At 73.4% G+C, this 17,135-nt stretch carries 18 protein-coding genes; 7 read left to right on the top strand and 11 right to left on the bottom strand.

All coding sequences use genetic code 11. The annotated features are described in order from the left end of the window. Positions 1–27: 27 nt before the first annotated feature. The 4 genes from ACZ7LV_RS12660 to ACZ7LV_RS12645 form a co-directional block, all read right to left on the bottom strand. Positions 28–1,212, bottom strand: a complete 1,185-nt coding sequence (locus ACZ7LV_RS12660) for a cytochrome P450 family protein (protein ID WP_471938594.1) — start codon at positions 1,210–1,212, stop codon at positions 28–30. A gap of 110 nt (positions 1,213–1,322) precedes the next feature. Further along, on the bottom strand, positions 1,323–1,937 hold the full coding sequence (locus ACZ7LV_RS12655) for a DUF6197 family protein (protein WP_471938591.1): 615 nt from the start codon (positions 1,935–1,937) through the stop codon (positions 1,323–1,325). A 109-nt stretch (positions 1,938–2,046) separates the two neighbouring features. Then, the gene (locus ACZ7LV_RS12650) at positions 2,047–2,715 is read right to left on the bottom strand and encodes a response regulator transcription factor (protein ID WP_471938589.1); all 669 of its coding nucleotides are present in this window, start codon (positions 2,713–2,715) and stop codon (positions 2,047–2,049) included. Positions 2,716–2,843: 128 nt separating this feature from the next. Continuing rightward, positions 2,844–4,112, bottom strand: coding sequence for a sensor histidine kinase (locus ACZ7LV_RS12645; RefSeq protein ID WP_471938587.1), 1,269 nt, complete (start codon positions 4,110–4,112; stop codon positions 2,844–2,846). A gap of 171 nt (positions 4,113–4,283) precedes the next feature. Between ACZ7LV_RS12645 and ACZ7LV_RS12640 the strand changes: the two genes are divergently transcribed. After that, positions 4,284–4,484, top strand: a complete 201-nt coding sequence (locus ACZ7LV_RS12640; RefSeq protein ID WP_471938585.1) for a hypothetical protein — start codon at positions 4,284–4,286, stop codon at positions 4,482–4,484. Between the two features lie 124 nt (positions 4,485–4,608). Here the strand turns inward: ACZ7LV_RS12640 and ACZ7LV_RS12635 are convergent, their stop codons facing one another. Together ACZ7LV_RS12635 and ACZ7LV_RS12630 are read right to left on the bottom strand one after the other, a co-directional pair. Further along, complete coding sequence (locus ACZ7LV_RS12635) at positions 4,609–5,007, bottom strand: guanyl-specific ribonuclease (RefSeq protein WP_471938583.1); 399 nt, start codon at positions 5,005–5,007, stop codon at positions 4,609–4,611. A 130-nt stretch (positions 5,008–5,137) separates the two neighbouring features. Further along, positions 5,138–5,965 carry an AIM24 family protein gene (locus ACZ7LV_RS12630; protein ID WP_471938581.1) on the bottom strand — a complete coding sequence of 276 codons (828 nt, stop codon included), beginning with the start codon at positions 5,963–5,965 and terminating at the stop codon, positions 5,138–5,140. 100 nt (positions 5,966–6,065) lie between these two features. Here ACZ7LV_RS12630 and ACZ7LV_RS12625 point away from each other — a divergent pair, with 100 nt between their 5' ends. Beyond that, the gene (locus ACZ7LV_RS12625; RefSeq protein WP_471938579.1) at positions 6,066–6,851 is read left to right on the top strand and encodes an SDR family oxidoreductase; all 786 of its coding nucleotides are present in this window, start codon (positions 6,066–6,068) and stop codon (positions 6,849–6,851) included. A 300-nt stretch (positions 6,852–7,151) separates the two neighbouring features. On the opposite strand, the gene alc is transcribed toward ACZ7LV_RS12625, so the two are convergent. Beyond that, on the bottom strand, positions 7,152–8,282 hold the full coding sequence (gene alc / locus ACZ7LV_RS12620; RefSeq protein ID WP_471938577.1) for an allantoicase: 1,131 nt from the start codon (positions 8,280–8,282) through the stop codon (positions 7,152–7,154). Between the two features lie 32 nt (positions 8,283–8,314). Continuing rightward, positions 8,315–9,649, bottom strand: a complete 1,335-nt coding sequence (gene allB, locus ACZ7LV_RS12615) for an allantoinase AllB (RefSeq protein WP_471938575.1) — start codon at positions 9,647–9,649, stop codon at positions 8,315–8,317. A gap of 240 nt (positions 9,650–9,889) precedes the next feature. Between allB and ACZ7LV_RS12610 the strand changes: the two genes are divergently transcribed. Continuing rightward, positions 9,890–10,699 (top strand): IclR family transcriptional regulator, encoded by an 810-nt coding sequence (locus tag ACZ7LV_RS12610; RefSeq protein ID WP_471938573.1) that lies wholly within the window; start codon positions 9,890–9,892, stop codon positions 10,697–10,699. Positions 10,700–10,730: 31 nt separating this feature from the next. Here ACZ7LV_RS12610 and ACZ7LV_RS12605 read toward each other — a convergent pair whose 3' ends face one another. After that, the gene (locus ACZ7LV_RS12605) at positions 10,731–11,048 is read right to left on the bottom strand and encodes a DUF5955 family protein (protein WP_471938571.1); all 318 of its coding nucleotides are present in this window, start codon (positions 11,046–11,048) and stop codon (positions 10,731–10,733) included. Positions 11,049–11,232: 184 nt separating this feature from the next. Here ACZ7LV_RS12605 and ACZ7LV_RS12600 point away from each other — a divergent pair, with 184 nt between their 5' ends. Both ACZ7LV_RS12600 and aceB read left to right on the top strand, forming a co-directional pair. Then, a complete protein-coding gene (locus ACZ7LV_RS12600; protein ID WP_471938569.1) occupies positions 11,233–11,835 on the top strand; it encodes a nucleotidyltransferase family protein in 603 nt (200 codons plus the stop codon). 184 nt (positions 11,836–12,019) lie between these two features. Then, positions 12,020–13,645 (top strand): malate synthase A, encoded by a 1,626-nt coding sequence (gene aceB, locus ACZ7LV_RS12595; RefSeq protein ID WP_471938567.1) that lies wholly within the window; start codon positions 12,020–12,022, stop codon positions 13,643–13,645. A gap of 1 nt (position 13,646) precedes the next feature. Here the strand turns inward: aceB and ACZ7LV_RS12590 are convergent, their stop codons facing one another. Together ACZ7LV_RS12590 and ACZ7LV_RS12585 are read right to left on the bottom strand one after the other, a co-directional pair. Next, positions 13,647–13,925 carry an Rdx family protein gene (locus tag ACZ7LV_RS12590; RefSeq protein WP_471938565.1) on the bottom strand — a complete coding sequence of 93 codons (279 nt, stop codon included), beginning with the start codon at positions 13,923–13,925 and terminating at the stop codon, positions 13,647–13,649. After that, entirely contained in the window at positions 13,922–14,836 is a 915-nt protein-coding gene (locus ACZ7LV_RS12585; RefSeq protein WP_471938563.1) for a HipA family kinase, read from the bottom strand. The genes ACZ7LV_RS12590 and ACZ7LV_RS12585 overlap by 4 nt, the downstream gene beginning before the upstream one ends. 198 nt (positions 14,837–15,034) lie before the next feature. On the opposite strand from ACZ7LV_RS12585, the gene ACZ7LV_RS12580 reads away from it, so the two are divergent. Then, positions 15,035–15,484: an SRPBCC family protein gene (locus tag ACZ7LV_RS12580; protein ID WP_471938561.1), complete on the top strand. Its 450-nt coding sequence runs from the start codon at positions 15,035–15,037 to the stop codon at positions 15,482–15,484. Next, a complete protein-coding gene (locus ACZ7LV_RS12575) occupies positions 15,477–17,105 on the top strand; it encodes a phytoene desaturase family protein (protein WP_471938559.1) in 1,629 nt (542 codons plus the stop codon). Before ACZ7LV_RS12580 ends, ACZ7LV_RS12575 begins: the two co-directional genes overlap by 8 nt. Positions 17,106–17,135: the final 30 nt, after the last annotated feature.

Raw genomic sequence — 17,135 nt, 5'->3', positions numbered from 1 at the left:
GGGCCCGGCGTCACCGGCGCGAGGGCGTCACCAGCGCACCGGAAGGGTTCGCATGCCGCGCATCAACATGCCCGGGAGGTGGGGGCCGGGCGGCCCGTCCAGGGCGAGGCGGGGAGCGTGCCGGAGCAGGGCGCCGAGCGCCGTGCGGGCCTCCAGGCGGGCGAGGGGAGCGCCCAGGCAGTAGTGGATGCCGTGCCCGAAGGCGAGGTGGGTGCGGGGGGCGCGGTGGATGTCGAAGCGGTGCGGGTCCGAGAAGCGGGCGTCGTCACGGCCCGCCGCGGTGAGGCCGATCAGCACCGCCTCGCCCCGCTGGACGGTCGTGCCCGCGATCTCCATGGGCTCGGCGGCGAAACGGTACGTCGCTGTCTCGACCGGCCCTTCGTAGCGCAGCATCTCCTCGATCGCGCCGTCGAGCAGGCTCATGTCGGCACGCAGGGCGGCGAGCTGGGCGGGGTGCGTGAGCAGGGCGTACACGCCGTTGGTCAGGAGGTTGACGGTGGTCTCGTGCCCGGCGACGAGCAGGAGGTACGCCATACCGCGCAGTTCCGTCGGGGAGAGCCGGTCGCCGTCCTCGGCGGTGGTGCGGATCAGGTCGCTGAGCAGGTCGTCGGCGGGTCCGGCGCAGCGCTTGTCCTCGATCAGCTCGGTGAGGTACTCCCCGAGACGCCGCACGGCCTCGTACTCGCGGTCGCCGTCGGTGGGCGCGACCACCTCCGTCGACATCGCCCGGAACGCGGCGCGGTCCAGCTCGGGCACCCCGAGCAATTCGCAGATGACCGTGATCGGGAGCGGGTACGAGAACGCGTCCACCAGGTCGGCGCGGCCCAGCGGGAGCATCGCGTCCAGCAGTTCGTCGGCGATCTGCTGGACCCTGGGGCGCAGGGCCTCCACCCGGCGGGCCGTGAACGCGCGCGTGACCAGGCCGCGCAGCCGCGAGTGCTGGGGCGGGTCGGCGGCGAGCAGATGCTTCCCGATCAGCTCCTCGTCGAGGAACCTCACCCCGAGTTCGGTGGTGTCCTTGGCCAGCCGTGGGTCGGCGAGCGCGGCGCGCGCCTCGTCGTAGCCCACCACCAGCCAGGCCTCACGGTGGGACTCCGGCCGCGGCAGGCGCACCCTGTGCACCGGCCCTCGGGCCCGCAGCCGCGCGTACACGGGATGCGGGTCCGTCAGGAACTCCGCGCCGAACTCCCCCAGGTCGACCACGTGCGCCATGTGGCACCCCTTCCGTCACCACGAGAACGCACGGCACCCGCGGCGAGTGCCCGGCCGACCTTCCCCTGCGGCCGCCCTTCCCCTGCGGCCGACTGCGGACCTGCGGCGGCCTACAGGCCGCGGGCGTCGGCGAGACCGGCCGCCCGCCCCACCATGCGGATCGGTTCGCGGCCGGAGCCGAAGGCGTCGTTGAAGCCGGGCACGGAGTCGACGTGGTCGCCGAAGCCGCGCCGGACGGCTTCCAGCAGCACGGCGAGAGCGCTGCTCTCCAGGTCCCGGTCGCCTCGGGCCTCGGCGCGGACGGCTCCCTGCATGCAGTGGGCGCCTTCACCGTCGGCCAGGGCGCCGCTGCACCAGCCGTCCGAGAGCAGCCGGTGATGAGCGCGCTGCAGCAACGCGGCCACCGGCGTCGGGTACGGGTCCGCCGGGGCGGGGCCGGGCGGGGTGACGTACGGGGCGGTCCCCGAGGGCGCGGTGCCCGTCGGGACCGTGTCGAACGGGACGGTGACGACGTCGGCCGGCTCGGCGGGCCCGGTGCGGAGGTACGCGGTGCGGACCTCGTGGGCGACGGCCGCCTCGTCCAGCCGTACGGTCATCGCCGCGTCGACCAGCGCCAGGCGGGCGTCGAGGGACAGTTCCTGCGCGGGCGCGGGCGGGGGCGGGGGGAGGGTGGGAGGCGGGGCGGCGGGGAAGGGAGCGGCTGGAGCGGGAGCGGGACGGGGCATCGGAAACTGGGCTCGTCTCTGGCGGGGCGACGGGACGGTGGCCACCAGTGGTTTCCCCGCCGCGCACCCGTGCCGCCCCCGCCGAACGGGTGGTCAGGCCGGCCGCTCGCTACCCGTCCTCGTCGAGCAGTCCCGCGTCGTAGGCCAGCAGGGCGATCTGGACGCGGTTGTTGAGGTCGAGCTTGGCGAGGACGCGGGAGACGTGGGTCTTGACGGTCGCCACGCTCATGAACAGCTCCGTCGCGATCTCCGCGTTGGCGAGTCCCCGGCCGACCGCGACGGCGACCTCGCGTTCCCGGTCGTTGAGGCCCGTCATGCGCTCCCGCGCGCGGGCCCGCCGGGTGTCCGCGGCGGTGCCGACGGCGTGCTCCATCAGCTGCCGGGTGACGGTCGGAGACAGCACCGGATCACCGGCGGCGACCCGGCGTACCGCGTCGAGGATCTCGGCCGGCGGGGTGTCCTTGAGGACGAATCCGGCGGCGCCCGCGCGCAGCGCCCGCAGCACCTGTTCGTCGGCGTGGAAGGTGGTCAGGACCACGACCTGCGGGGCGTCCGGGCGGGCGCGCAGCCGCTCGGTGGCGGTGAGGCCGTCGACCGCGGGCATCCGGATGTCCATCAGGACGACGTCCGGCCGGGTGCGGTCGACGAGCGCCTCGACCTCGCCGCCGTCGGCGGCCTCGCCGACGATCCTGATGTCGTCGGCGCCGCCCATCATGAAGGACAGTCCGGCCCGCACCAGCGGGTCGTCGTCGACGAGAAGCACTCTGATCGCAGTCATGGCCCTCACGTAATCACGGTTGTGCCGCCGCTTCGCCCGCCCGGTCGGGCCGCCGGCGGGCCCGCGGCCGTCCCCCACTTCGTCCAACCGCCGTACAGCGGCGGCGAGATGGGAGGATACGGGTTCGCTCACCGGCCGGGTGTCGCCCACGGCAGCCAGGCCCGGACCTCGAAGCCCCCGTCGGCCCGTTCGCCGTGCTCCAGCCGTCCCCCGGCCAGCGTGGCGCGCTCGGTCAGCCCGATCAGGCCCTGCCCGGAGCCCGGGACGTGCGGTACGTCGCCCTCGGGGGCGGGGTTGTGGACGTGGACGGTGAGGCCCTCGCCGGGCCCGCCGGAGACGGACACGGTGACGGCGGTGCCGGGGGCGTGCTTGCGGGCGTTGGTCAGGCCCTCCTGGACGATCCGGTAGGCGGTGCGGCCGACCGACGCCGGGACCGCGCCCGGGTCGGTGACCCGCAGGTCGAGGGTCACCTTGGTGCCGGCCTCGCAGGACTGGGCGACCAGCGCGTCGAGTGCCGCGAGGGTCGGCTGCGGCCGGCCGCCCTCGTCGGCGTCGCCGGCCCGCAGGACGCCGATGATCTCGCGCAGGTCCTGCAGTGCCTCGTGGGCGCTCTCCCGGATGACACCGGCGGCCCGCGCGACCTCCTCGCGGGGCGCGTCCGGCCGGAACTCCAGGGCTCCGGCGTGCACGCTGAGCAGCGTCAGCCGGTGGGCGAGCACGTCGTGCATCTCCCGGGCGATCGCCTCGCGCGCGAGCCGCTGGGCCTGTTCGGCGCGCAGCACGGCCTCCGTCTCGGCCCGCCGGGCGCGGTCGCGCAGGCTGAACATCAGCTGCCGTTTGGAGCGCACGAGCATGCCCCAGCCGATGACGCAGCCGCTGAGCAGCGCGGTGAACGCGACGGCCACCAGGTAGGGCAGCTCGGGTTCGGGGCGCAGCCAGAAGAAGAGCGGGATCAGCGCGGCGGAGACGCCGCCGATCCAGGCGACGTACCGGAAGGGACGGTGCACGGCGAGGGTGAAGAAGGCGACCATGCCGGCGCCGCCCGCCGTGTTGGAGAGGAATCCGATCGGGATCATCGCGATCGCGAGCCCCACGGGCCAGCGGCGGCGCAGCCACACCGCGGCGCAGGACAGACCGCCGAGCCACTGGTCGAGGACCAGGAGCGTGGGCGGGGTGTTCTCCGGGGTCATGGAGTCCGCGGCCAGCAGGCCGACCAGGATGGCCACGAAGAAGCACGAGAAGTCGACGAGCCAGTCGCGCGCGGTGCGCCGGGGCCGCCGTGCGTCCCCTTCGCCGTCCGGGTCGAGCGCGTGGATCAGGGCGGACGGGAACAGCCACCGGCGCCCCTCGAACGCCGACGCCGCCTGCGCCGTCCTGTCACCTTTCACGGTCGACAAATCTACGCAGGGCCCGGCCGGGCCACCTCCCCGCGCGCGGGATCGGCGACCAAAGTCGCGGCGTCCGCTACTTTCGGCGCGCCGGCCGGGTGGGGATCGGCGACTTCGGTGGGCCGGGTCTCGCCCCGCGGCCGTTGTCCGTGGGGGGTCCGCGGGGCGAGAGTCAGGGGCATGAAGCAGCTCCTGGAGTTCCTCGGGTTCATCGCGCTCGTGCAGGGCGCCATGGGCCTGGTGCACGAGTTCACCGACTGGCACATCGGGCTCGTGCAGCGGGTCGGTTTCCTCGACGGATTCGAGATCTACGCGAGCGTAGCCCTCGTCGTGCTGGCATTCGCCCTGTTCGCCGCGGCCGAGAGCCGCAAGCCCGGCTGAGCCGCCGGACGGAACCGGGCTGAGCCGCCGGACCGAACCGGGCCGATCCGCCCGGGCCGAACCGGGCGGATCCGCCGGCCCGAACCGGGCGGCGGCGCGCTCGGCCGGCCGTCGCGGCGACCGTTCAGCAGCCGTGGTCGACCAGGTCGAACGACGCGTAGTGGTCGGCCGTGTAGTAGTCCTCCTGGTGCTCCTCGCCGGTGACGATGCGGCGGGCGCCGCGGGTGTCACTGCCGGGGGTCTCGACCGTGTACTCGTGGTAGTAGCCGGTCGACCGGCCGGGCAGGATGCCTTCCCGGTTCTGGAAGGTCGTCCCGTCCTGCGGGTAGGGGAAGGGGCCGCCCTGTTCGATGAGGTCCAGCGTCGTGTGCGCCTGCGAGGGCAGGTCGCCGTAGCAGATGCTGCCGACCGCCGCGGCGGTCGCGCCCGCGGGGGCGGCGGAGACGGCGCCGCCGACGAGGAGTGCCGACAGCAGCGCGGTCGCGGCACCGAGGCGGGTGAGGTTGCGTGGGGGGAATCTCATGGATCCATGATGACGCGCGTAGATGCTGGCATGTCAATGTCAAGTCTGTGGAGTTTGCCGTCAAGTCCTGTGACGTTTCGTGGCGTTGGCGCGACGCACCCCCGGGGTTTCGACGAAGCCGGTGCGGACCTCACCCGGCATGGCTGGAGAACAGTCCCCCCGTCGGGCCCTGCTTGTCGCCGCCCTGGGCCTTCTTCAGGGCGTTCGCCAGGCCTTCGATGGTCATGGACTGGAGGATGACGCGGCCGCGGCCCTCCAGGGTGGCCAGGGACAGGCCCTCGCCGCCGAACACGGCGTTCATCAGGCCCTGGCGGTCGAGGCCGCCGACGCGCTGGACGCCGTAGCGGATGCCCTCCTCGAAGGCCACCACGCATCCCGTGTCGACCTCGATGCGGCCGCCGAAGTCGGCGGGGTCGAGGTCGATGAAGTTGCCCGCGCCGGCGATGATCACCGTGCCCCTGCCGGTGAACTTCTCCAGGACGAAGCCCTCGCCGCCCTTCGTGCCCGTCCGGCCGCCCTGGAAGGCGATGCCGAACTCGACGGTGGACTCTGCGGCCACGAACGCGTCCTTCTCCGCGAACCACGCGCGCGTGCCGTCGAGCTCCAGCGCGCGCATCTCGCCGGGCAGGACGCCCGCGAAGCCCACGGTGCCCTGTGCGCCCTGCGCCGTGAAGTACTGGAAGGCCAGCGACTCGCCCGCCAGTGCCCGCTGGCCGACCTGCATGGCGGTGCCCATGGCCTGGCGCAGCAGACCGCCCATGCCGGCCGCCGCGGCGCCGGACGCTCCCGTGCCGCCCGGCGCGCCGCCGCCCGACGGGCCGGACAACCGGGTCTCCATCGTCACGCCGGGCGTCTTGAACAGGAACTTGCCCGCCTCGCAGTAGACGGTCTGGCCCGGGTGCAGGGTGACGACCGCCATCTGCATGGCGTTGCCGACGATCTCTTGCTGAAGTGTCACGTGAGGAGAACGCGGGAGGTGAAGCCTGGAGTTCCGGGCGCGCCACCTCGGTGTCCGTTCGCCGCCAGCACACGCGTGGGGCCGTCGCTGGAATGGACGCATGACTTCTTCAGCTACGCAGACATCCGAGGCGGCTCGGGCCATGGCGCACCGGACCCCCCTCGACGGCAGGAAGGCCCTGGTGACCGGCGGCAGCCGGGGGATCGGCGCGGCGACGGCCGTGCGCCTGGCACGCGAGGGCGCCGACGTGGCGGTGACGTACGTGAACGGCAAGGACGCGGCCGAGGACGTCGTACGGGCCGTCGAGGCACTGGGGCGGCGGGGCTTGGCCCTGCGGGCGGACTCCGCGGACGCGGACGAGGCGGCGGGGGCCGTGGAGCGGGCGGCGGCGGCGCTCGGCGGGCTCGACGTGCTGGTGAACAACGCGGGCATCGGGGTGCTCGGACCGCTGGACAGCCTCTCGCTCACCGACGTGGACCGGGTGCTCGCGGTGAACGTGCGGGCCGTCTTCCTGGCCTCGCAGGCGGCCGCCGCGCTGATGCCGGACGGCGGCCGGATCGTCATCGTCGGCAGTTGCATGGCCCAGCGGGTGCCGGGGCCCGGCGGCACGCTCTACGCGACCAGCAAGGCGGCGCTCACGGGGCTCACCAAGGCGCTGGCCAGGGAGCTGGGCGGCCGTGGGATCACCGCGAACCTCGTGCACCCCGGTCCGATCGACACCGACATGAACCCGGCCGACGGTCCCTACGCCGCGGGTCAGGCGGCCCTGACGGCGCTCGGCCGCTTCGGGACGGCCGAGGAGGTCGCGTCCACGGTCGCCCACCTCGCCGGCGCGGCCTACGTCACCGGCGCCGAGTTCGCGGTCGACGGCGGCCACGCGGCCTGAGCCGGACGCGGGGCCCGACGGCCCGAGGGCCCCGCGGGCCGCACCGGCGCTGTCCGGCCGGCGCCCCGCGAGTCGTGGGGCGACCGGCGCCCCACCCACTACCGGTATCAGCCGCCCATCTCGCCGGCGCGGCCTACGTCACCGGCGCCGAGTTCGCGGTCGACGGCGGCCACGCGGCCTGAGCCGGACGCGGGGCCCGACGAACCCGACGGCCCAAAGGCCCCGCGGGCCGCACCGGCGCTGTCCGGCCGGCGCGCCCCGCGAGTCATGGGGCGACCGGCGCCCGACCCGCCACCGGTATCAGCCGCCCAGTTCCTGGTGGCGGGCCGCCAGACGGGTCGCGCCCTCCTCCGTGAGGGAGCCGAACAGGCGCAGGCGGGAGATGCCGCCGTCGGGGAAGATGTCCACGCGCGCGTGGGTGCCGACCGCGGCGGCCGGCAGCACGAAGCGGTGGTTGGTGTCGGGCTGGAGACGGGTACGGGGCAGGACCTCGGTCCAGGCGCCGTCCTCGCCGTCCCGTACGGACACCGACGCCCAGCCCGCGCTGTTGCCCTTCAGGTACGCGGTGTCGATCTCGATCGCCCGGATGCGGGACCGCTCCACCAGCCGGTACCGGATCCAGTCGTTGCCCTGGTCGCGGCGTCGGCGGGTCTCCCAGCCGTCGTCCATCTTGCGCGAGCGGCCCGGCTGGACGGTGTTGGTCGCCGGGGAGTAGAAGCGGTCGGAGGCGTCCTCGACCTGGCCGCCGTTCTCCAGGGCGACCACGTCGAAGGTGCCCAGCGCCGACAGCCACGCGGGGTCCGGGGCCACTTCGCCGTACACGCGCAGGCGCGCGATGCCGCCGTCGGGGTGCTGGTTGACGCGCAGGTGCGTGAAGCGCTGCTCGGCCGAGACGGCGAAGCCGTTCGCCGCGTGGCCGCCGACCGGCGTGCGCGGCACCAGGGGCATCCACTTGACGTCGTCGGAGAGCAGTTCCTCGGGCGAGGGGGAACCCGCGACCGAGGCGCCCTCGACGGAGACGGACTGCGGGTAGTTGCCCCGGAAGTGGGCGGTGTCGACGACGATCCCGCGGATCACGCCGGGCGCGCCGAGGCGGACGAGCGCCCAGTCGTGGTCCTCCTCGGTGGGCCACGGGTGCCCGGCCGAGGCGCCCCGGCGGCGGCGCGTCTCCCAGCCGTCCATGATCTTGCCCTTGTGCCCGAAGTGCTCGGGGTCGAACTCGGCGCGCTCGGGCACCAGCAGGTTCTCGCGCTGGGCGAAGAACTCGTCGTTGGCGGCGACGACACCGGCGCCGAGCCTGCGGTCGGCCAGGTCGGCGTACCGGGTGAACGCGAAGTCGGCGGTGCGGTAGTCCGCGTACGGGTCGCCGCCTCCGTAGGGGCTCGCGTCGCCGGTGAAGCCGGCCGGGGAAGTGGGATGCTGCGCCGTCACGGTGATCAGGTCTGCCTTTCAGACGTCGGGAATCAGGGGGTGCGAGTGAGCAGTCGCCCCTTCGGTTCGGTGAACTCGCCGTCCGCCACGATGCGTTCGCCGCGCAGCCAGGTCGACTTCACGACGCCGCTGAGGGTGCGCCCGGCGTAGGCCGTGACGCGGTTGCGGTGCTGGAGGGCGTTCGGGTCCACGGTGAAGGTCTCGTCGGGCGCGAGGACGGCGAAGTCGGCGTCCCGGCCGGCTTCGATGGCGCCCTTGTGGGCCAGCCCTACGAGGTCCGCCGTCCGGGTGGACATCCAGCGGACGACGTCCTCCAGGGTGTGGTCGCGCCTGCGGGCCTCCGTCCAGACGGCGGGCAGGCTGAGCTGGAGGCCGGATATGCCGCCCCAGGCGGTGGCGAAGTCGTCCGTCTTGAGGTCGGCGGTCGACGGGGAGTGGTCGGTGACCACGCAGTCGATCGTGCCGTCGGCCAGCGCCTGCCACAGCAGGTCCTGGTTGGCGGCCTCCCGGATGGGCGGGCAGCACTTGAACTCGCTGGCGCCGTCCGGGACTTCCTCGGCGGTCAGGGTGAGGTAGTGCGGGCACGTCTCGACGGTGACGCGCACCCCCTCGGCGCGGGCGGCGGCGATCAGCGGCAGCGCGTCGCTGGAGGACAGGTGCAGCACGTGCACGCGCGCGTCGAGTCGTCCGGCCTGTGCGACCAGGTTCGCGATCGCGGTGTCCTCGGCGTCGCGCGGTCGGCTGGCGAGGAAGTGGGCGTACCGGGGGCCGCCCTGCTGGGGGGCAGCGGCGAGGTGGTGCGGGTCCTCGGCGTGCACGACGAGCAGTCCGCCGAATCCGGCGATCTCGGCCATGGACCGGGCCAGCTGCTCCTGGTCGAGGTGCGGGAACTCGTCCACGCCGGACGGTGACAGGAACGCCTTGAAGCCGAAGACCCCGGCGTCGTGCAGCGGGCGCAGGTCCTTGAGGTTGGCCGGCAGCGCGCCACCCCAGAACCCGACGTCGATGTGTGCCTTGGAGCGGGCCACCTCCTGCTTGGTGAGGAGGTGGTCGACCGTGGTGGTCGGCGGCAGGGAATTGAGCGGCATGTCGACGAGGGTGGTGATGCCGCCGGCCGCCGCGGCGCGCGTGGCGGTCCAGAAGCCCTCCCACTCGGTGCGGCCGGGGTCGTTGACGTGCACGTGGGTGTCGACCAGGCCGGGCAGCAGGACGTCGTCGCCGAGGTCCTCCACCCGGGCGGCCGCCACCGGGGCGCCGTGGGGCAGCACGGCGGTGATCCTGCCGTCGGCGACCGCGACGGACGCGGGGCGCGTCCCCTCGGGCGTGATGACGCGCGTCGAGCGCAGCACCAGTTCAGCGTCGGACACCCGGACTCCTCTCCGTACTTCCGCACCACGGAATTCAACGTTCTGTTGAAGGAGTGTTGCCTCCCGCCCGCGCACCGTCAAGAGGCACACTTCTCCACAGTGCACCTCGGGGACGCACTCTAGACGTTTCCACAAAGCGGAATTACACTTCCAACAGGCAGAACGTAGCTACGCACAAGCGGGCAGCGACCAGGCCGCCGGGTAGGCTTCTGCCCTCCTGCCCGCCCCGAAAGGAACGCCGTGCCGACGTCCAGCGCCAGCGACGCCCCCGCAGCAGTCGGCACCACCAAGCCGGCCAACGGCGGTGGCGTCCAGTCCCTCGAGCGCGCCTTCGACCTGCTGGAGCGGATGGCCGACGCGGGTGGCGAGGTCGGCCTGAGCGAGTTGTCGGCGAGCAGCGGGCTGCCGCTGCCGACCATCCACCGGCTGATGCGCACCCTGGTCGCCTGCGGGTACGTCCGCCAGCAGTCCAACAGGCGCTACGCGCTCGGCCCGCGGTTGATCCGGCTCGGCGAGTCCGCCTCCCGCCTGCTCGGCACGTGGGCGCGCCCCTACCTGGCCCGGCTGGTCGAGGAGACCGGCGAGACGGCCAACATGGCGCTGCTGGACGGGGACGAGATCGTCTACGTGGCCCAGGTGCCGTCGAAGCACTCGATGCGCATGTTCACGGAGGTGGGCCGGCGCGTCCTGCCGCACTCCACGGGCGTGGGCAAGGCACTGCTCGCCGGCTTCCCCGACGAGGAGGTGCGCTCCCTGCTGCTGCGCACCGGTATGCCCGCCGCGACGGAGAAGACGATCACCACTCCGGACGGCTTCCTCGCGGCGCTCGACGACGTCCGCCGGATCGGCTACGCCGTCGACGACAACGAACAGGAGATCGGCGTCCGCTGCCTGGCGGTCTCGGTGCCCGACTCCCCCACCGCCGCCGCGATCTCCATCTCGGGACCGGCGGGCCGGGTGACGGAGGCGGCCACGGAGCGGATCGTGCCGGTGCTCCAGCAGATCGCCGTCGAACTGTCCGAGGCGCTGGCCAGCCAGAACCCCACCTGACGAGCCGGGGTCCGTGCGCCGGTCCCCGGTCTTAGGGGTTGCGGGGTGGCTCGCCGAAGAGGTCCACCGCGGCGCGCACCTCCGACAGTCCGCGCGACAGCGCGCTCACCGATCCGATCGCGCCGGCGATCAGCAGCAGGGAGCGGCGCAGGCGCGGGATCTCGGGCCTGCCGTCGACGGTCATCGCGGCGAGGGCCGCCAGTTCGTCCTCGGCCACGGCCCGGTCGGGGAACTCCACGGGGAGCGTGGCGAGTTCACGGCGCAGCCGGGACACGGCGGTCCGCAGTCCCGCCACTCTCGGGTCCTCGTCGCTGCCGGTCACTGGCCTCTGCCCCAAGCTCCGCAACACAGCTCTCCCCCCTGACACCCCGTGGTGCACTGCCCGCCCTGCTCCCCCGTGCGCCCCGTGGCGCCGGTCGTGCGCCGGGGACGCGGGTCAGTTAACGCCACCGGGTGCGGATCCGCCACCACGCGGACCGAAATTCAGCCCCTGGGGAGCGTCCCGCCGGCGCGCCGTCCGGTAAGCAGGAACCATGACGGATCAGAACGAGCCCCCGGTCGCCGCCCTGCTGCTCGCCGCCGGTGGCGGACGCCGGCTCGGCGGCCGGCCCAAGGCACTGCTCGCACACCGGGGCCGCCCCCTGGTGGAACACGCGGTGGCGGTGCTGCGCACGGCCGGGTGCACGCGGGTGCACGTGGTCCTGGGGGCGCGCGCCGACGCCGTACGAGAGCGGGCGGACCTGTCCGGCTGCGTGCTGGTGGACAACCCGCAGTGGGAGCAGGGCATGGGTTCCTCGCTGCGCGCCGGACTGGACTCGCTCACCGGAACGGGCGCGCGGGCCGCACTGGTGTCGCTCGTCGACCAGCCGGGGATCGGGCCGGAGGCGGTGGCCCGCGTACTGAACGGCTACACGGACGAGTCGGCACTGGTTTCGGCCGCCTACGACGGTGTACGCGGCCATCCCGTGCTGTTCGGGGCCGCTCACTGGGCGGGCGTCGCGGCGACCGCGACCGGCGACCGGGGCGCGCGTGCCTACCTGAAGGAACACGCCGCAGGGATCCGGCTCGTGGAGTGCGGGGACGTGGCGCGGCCCTACGACATCGACACGGCGGCCGACCTGAGCCACCTTGAGTGAACGGGGTGGCACTCAGCGCCACCTTCCCTCGACCCGGAGAATCTCGACATCAACAAACCATTGAACTTCCACGATGAGAAAACTAATATCCACTGACCAGAGGCACCCGACCGCACAGCGGGTGCGATATCACCGACGAGTGCCCTCTGGCACCCGGTGCCACCGCTGAAGGAAGTGACAGCTCATGTCCGTACCAGCGCCGTCTCCGCTGGCCATCGTCGACGCCGAGCCCCTGCCCCGGCAGGAGGAGGTCCTCACCGACGCGGCGCTCGCCTTCGTGGCCGAGCTGCACCGCCGGTTCACGCCCCGGCGTGACGAACTCCTCGCCCGCCGCGCCGAGCGCCGCGCCGAGATCGCCCGCACCTCCACGCTCGACTTCCTCCCGGAGACCGCACAGATCCGTGAGGACCCCACCTGGCGCGTCGCGCCCGCCCCGGCCGCGCTGAACGACCGCCGGGTAGAGATCACCGGTCCCACCGACCGCAAGATGACCATCAACGCCCTGAACTCGGGCGCGCGGGTCTGGCTCGCGGACTTCGAGGACGCCTCCGCCCCCACCTGGGAGAACGTCGTCCTCGGCCAGGTCAATTTGATCGACGCCTACTCCCGGAAGATCGACTTCACGGACGACCGCTCCGGGAAGTCGTACGCGCTGGGGGCCGAGGAGGCGCTGGCGACCGTCGTCATGCGCCCGCGCGGCTGGCACCTGAACGAGCGCCATCTGACCGACGCCGACGGGACCGCGGTGCCCGGCGCCCTGGTCGACTTCGGCCTGTACTTCTTCCACAACGCCCAGCGTCTGCTCGACCTCGGCAAGGGCCCGTACTTCTACCTGCCGAAGACCGAGTCGTACCTGGAGGCCCGGCTGTGGAACGAGGTGTTCGTCTTCGCGCAGGACTACGTCGGCATCCCGCAGGGCACCGTGCGCGCCACCGTCCTGATCGAGACGATCACGGCCGCGTACGAGATGGAGGAGATCCTCTACGAGCTCCGTGACCACGCCTCCGGACTGAACGCCGGCCGCTGGGACTACCTCTTCTCCATCGTCAAGAACTTCCGCGACGGCGGCGCCAAGTTCGTGCTGCCGGACCGCAACGCGGTGACGATGACCGCCCCGTTCATGCGCGCGTACACCGAGCTCCTCGTGCGTACCTGCCACAAGCGCGGGGCGCACGCGATCGGCGGCATGGCCGCGTTCATCCCCTCCCGCCGGGACGCCGAGGTCAACAAGGTCGCCTTCGAGAAGGTGCGCGCCGACAAGGACCGTGAGGCCGGCGACGGCTTCGACGGCTCCTGGGTGGCCCACCCCGACCTGGTCCCGATCGCCATGGAGTCCTTCGACAAGGTCCTCGGCGACCGGCCGAACCAGAAGGACCGGCTGCGCGAGGACGTCCACGTCGAGGCCGCCGACCTCATCGCGATCGACTCCCTGGACGCCAGGCCGACGTATCCGGGCCTGGTGAACGCCGTCCAGGTCGGCATCCGCTACATCGAGGCATGGCTGCGCGGGCTCGGCGCGGTCGCCATCTTCAACCTCATGGAGGACGCGGCCACCGCCGAGATCTCCCGCTCCCAGATCTGGCAGTGGATCAACGCGGGCGTCGTGTTCGAGAACGGCGAGCGGGCCACGCCCGAGCTGGCCCGCAAGATCGCCGCCGAGGAACTGGCGAACATCCGCGCCGAGCTCGGCGAGGAGGCCTTCGCGGCCGGCCACTGGCAGCAGGCCCACGACCTGCTCCTGGAGGTCTCCCTGGACGACGACTACGCGGACTTCCTGACGCTGCCCGCCTACGAGCGGCTCAAGGGCTGACCTACTCCCGCGCCGTGTCCGAGTGGCCCAGGGACCTGCCCGGGGCCACTCGGTCGCGTACGGCGCGCTTGACCGCCGTCGGCTCGGGGAAGCCCTGCTCACGGCGGTCCCAGACCGCCTCGCCGTCCACGCGGACGACGAAGACGCCGCCCTTGCCCGGCTTCAGCGCCAGTTCGGACAGCTCCGCCTCGAAGGTGGTGAGCAGTTCCTGCGCCAGCCAGGCCGCGCGCGGCAGCCATCCGCACCGGGTGCAGTACTCGATCTCGACCCGGCCGCTCATCCGAGGTGCACCGACCAATCCTGTTCCGCGGGCGGTTTGCCGTGCAGGTCGGGGACCTGCTTGAGCCATTTCGGCCGCCCCTGCTGTGTCCTCGCCGCGCGCACGGCCTCCTCGGCGGCGATCTCCTCGCGGGTGGGGAAGTCCGTGGGCAGCCAGGATCCGGAGGCACGTACGCGCGCGTGCAGGTACGCCACGTAGGCGTCCCGGGCCGCGTCGGGCGTGGCGAAGTCGGCGCCGTCGGCCAGCCAGTCGTCGGGCACCTCGGCGAGCACCTCGCGCAGCAGTCGCTCCGTGACCCGCGGCGCCAGCTCGGCGTCGGCGGCGCGTACGTCGGGCGCGTAGTGGCCGAGTGCGTGGTGGCGGAAGTCGTAGGCCTTGTCGGGCGCCGAGGTGTCCCAGCGGTGGTGGAACACGAGGGCCGCGCCGTGGTCGATCAGCCACAGGCGCGGGGGTGCGACGCCCAGGGTCGGCCAGACCATGAGGTTGGAGCTGTGCACCGTGCGGTCGACGTTCACGGTCAGGGCGTCGAGCCAGACGATCCGTCCCGCCTCCAGCGGGTCGACCCGGAACGTCTGCGCGACCTGAGGCGTGAAGTCCCTCGCCCCCGGCAGGTGGTCCATGCCGAGATTGACCCCGCCGCTGGCCGCGTGCAGGTCGCGGACCTCCTGATGCTCCTCGTGCCCGGCGATCGCCGGGTCGAAGTGCACGAGGACCAGCTCGGGGAAGCGCAGCCCGAGCGCGCGGGCCAGTTCGCCGACGACCACCTCGGCGACCAGCGCCTTGCGGCCCTGCGCCGAGCCGGTGAACTTCACGACGTAGGTGCCGAGATCGTCGGCCTCGACGAGGCCGGGGACGGAGCCGCCGGAGCGCAGCGGCTCGACGTAGCGGGTCGCGGTGACCTCTCTCAGCACTTTCGAAGATCCCGTCGCATGTGTGCCTTACATTCCACGGCCGACTCCCCATGTCGTGGGGTCCGGGGACCGTGAGCATAGTAACCAGGCGTGACCGCGGGCGCGGGCGGGCGAGTGGGTGCCGGTTGGGCCTTGCGGGGCAGGGCACTCGGCGGTGGCCCGCCCGGCCGCCGGCTGCCGGGGGGCGTGGAGGTGCACGTGGCCGTTCGTCATCGTCTGATCAAGACCTCTCCGGACACCGTGTGGGCCGTCCTGGCCGACGGCGACAAGTACCCGCTGTGGGTGGTCGGGCCCTCCGACGCCGAGCCGGTGCGCGGCCAGTGGCCCCGGACGGGCGCGGCGATCCGCTACGAGGTGTCCCTCGGACCGCTCCGGGTGTCCAACGAGACGGTCGTGCGCCGCTGCGAGGAGGGCTCCGAGCTGGAGCTGGAGGCGCACGCGGGCCCGCTGGGCACCGCGCGCATCGACATCGACCTGCGGCCGTGGGGAGATCACTGCCTGGTCCGCGTGGACGAGCATCCGCTCCAGGGAGCGGGCGGGCTGCTGCACAACGCGGGCTTCGAGGTGCTCATCCAGCTGCGGCACCGCGCCATGCTCCGGCGCCTCGCCCGCCTGTGCGAGAAGGAGGAGGCGGCACACCATGCCTGACGCCGTCGTGGTCGGGGCCGGGCCCAACGGGCTGGTGGCCGCCAATCTCCTCGCGGACGCCGGGTGGAGCGTGCACGTCCTGGAGGAGCAGCCCCTGCCGGGAGGCGCGGTCCGGCACGACCGGGGGGTCGATCCGGCCTTCGTCAGCGACGTCTTCAGCTCCTTCTACCCGCTGGCCGCGGCCTCCCCCGTGCTCGCCGGGCTGCGCCTGGAGGAGCACGGACTGCGGTGGAGCCACGCGCCGAGCGTCCTCGCCCACCCGTTGACCGACGGCACCTGCGCGCTGCTCGACCGCAACCTCGACACCACGGCGGCGTCCCTCGACACGTTCGCGGCCGGCGACGGGGCCGCGTGGCACCGGCTGCACGAGTTCTGGCAGCGCCTGCAGCCCGATCTGCTGAACGCCCTGTTCACCCCGTTCCCACCCGTCCGCGCCGTCGCCAGGCTGGCCCTCCGGCTCCGGGCCGCCGGCGGGCTGCGCGCGGCGCGCTCGCTCGTGCTGCCCGTGCGCCGGCTCGGCGAGGAGGAGTTCGGCGGGGAGGGCGGCCGGCTGCTGCTCGCGGGCAGCGCGCTGCACGCCGATCTGGCCCCGGAGGCGGCGGGCAGCGGGGGGTTCGGCTGGCTGATGGCGATGCTGGGCCAGACGTACGGCTTTCCCGTGCCCGTCGGCGGCTCCGGCGCGCTCACCGACGCCCTGGTCGGACGGCTGCGCGCGCGTGGTGCCCTGCTGGACTGCGGGGAACGCGTGGAGCGGATCGTCGTCCGTGACGGACGGGCCGTCGGCGTACGCACCGCGGGCGGGCGCACGGTGGATGCCGAGCGAGCGGTGGTGGCGGACGTCTCGGTGCCCGCCCTCTACGGCGAACTGGTGGCCGCCGAGCACCTGCCCGCGCAGGTGCCCGCCGACCTGCGGCGCTTCCAGTGGGACTTCGCCACCTTCAAGGTGGACTGGGCGCTGGACGGGCCGGTGCCCTGGCGGGCGGAGCCCGCCCATCGGGCCGGGACCGTGCACGTGGCGGACGGAACGGACGAGCTCACCCGGTTCGCCGCCCAGATCGCCATGCGCCAGGTACCGGACCGGCCCTTCCTGCTGTTCGGCCAGATGACCACGGCGGATCCGGCCCGCTCCCCGCGCGGCACCGAGTCCGCGTGGGCCTACACCCATGTGCCCCACGACATCCGCGCCGACGCCGGCCACGAAGGCATCACCGGGCGGTGGGACGCCGAGGACCAGGAACGCATGGCGGACCGGGTCGAGCGCCAGGTCGAACGCATGGCCCCTGGCTTTCGCGGGCTGATCCGCGCTCGGCGCATCCTGGCGCCCCCGACGCTTCAGGCGCTCGACGGCAATCTGGTCGGCGGCGCCATCAACGGCGGTACGACCGCGCTCCACCAGCAGCTCGTCTTCCGCCCGGTGCCCGGCACGGGGCGCCCGGAGACCGCCGTCCCGGGTCTCTTCCTCGCCTCCGCGGGCGCGCATCCCGGGGGCGGGGTGCACGGCGCGCCGGGAGCGAACGCCGCCCGGGCCGCGCTGCGCGGTCGCCGGGCGCCCCGGCTGGCCGCCGCTCAGAAGATTCAGAAGATGTTGACCCGGCACGACCGCACCGGCGCCCGGCACTGAGCCCTCGCGAAGCGGCCGGGCGGCACGCCG

Source organism: Streptomyces sp. NPDC107562 (assembly GCF_055657325.1).
This window is presented reverse-complemented; position numbering and strand designations above follow the sequence as displayed.

Bases quoted from the DNA above. Each gene is read 5' to 3' on its own strand.
- ACZ7LV_RS12590 (WP_471938565.1), bottom strand. From the start codon at position 13,925: ATGAGCGGCCGGGTCGAGATCGAGTACTGCACCCGGTGCGGATGGCTG.
- ACZ7LV_RS12625 (WP_471938579.1), top strand. From the start codon at position 6,066: ATGACTTCTTCAGCTACGCAGACATCCGAGGCGGCTCGGGCCATGGCG.
- ACZ7LV_RS12575 (WP_471938559.1), top strand. From the start codon at position 15,477: ATGCCTGACGCCGTCGTGGTCGGGGCCGGGCCCAACGGGCTGGTGGCC.
- ACZ7LV_RS12640 (WP_471938585.1), top strand. From the start codon at position 4,284: ATGAAGCAGCTCCTGGAGTTCCTCGGGTTCATCGCGCTCGTGCAGGGC.
- aceB (WP_471938567.1), top strand. From the start codon at position 12,020: ATGTCCGTACCAGCGCCGTCTCCGCTGGCCATCGTCGACGCCGAGCCC.
- ACZ7LV_RS12635 (WP_471938583.1), bottom strand. From the start codon at position 5,007: ATGAGATTCCCCCCACGCAACCTCACCCGCCTCGGTGCCGCGACCGCG.
- ACZ7LV_RS12655 (WP_471938591.1), bottom strand. From the start codon at position 1,937: ATGCCCCGTCCCGCTCCCGCTCCAGCCGCTCCCTTCCCCGCCGCCCCG.
- ACZ7LV_RS12600 (WP_471938569.1), top strand. From the start codon at position 11,233: ATGACGGATCAGAACGAGCCCCCGGTCGCCGCCCTGCTGCTCGCCGCC.
- ACZ7LV_RS12660 (WP_471938594.1), bottom strand. From the start codon at position 1,212: ATGGCGCACGTGGTCGACCTGGGGGAGTTCGGCGCGGAGTTCCTGACG.
- ACZ7LV_RS12650 (WP_471938589.1), bottom strand. From the start codon at position 2,715: ATGACTGCGATCAGAGTGCTTCTCGTCGACGACGACCCGCTGGTGCGG.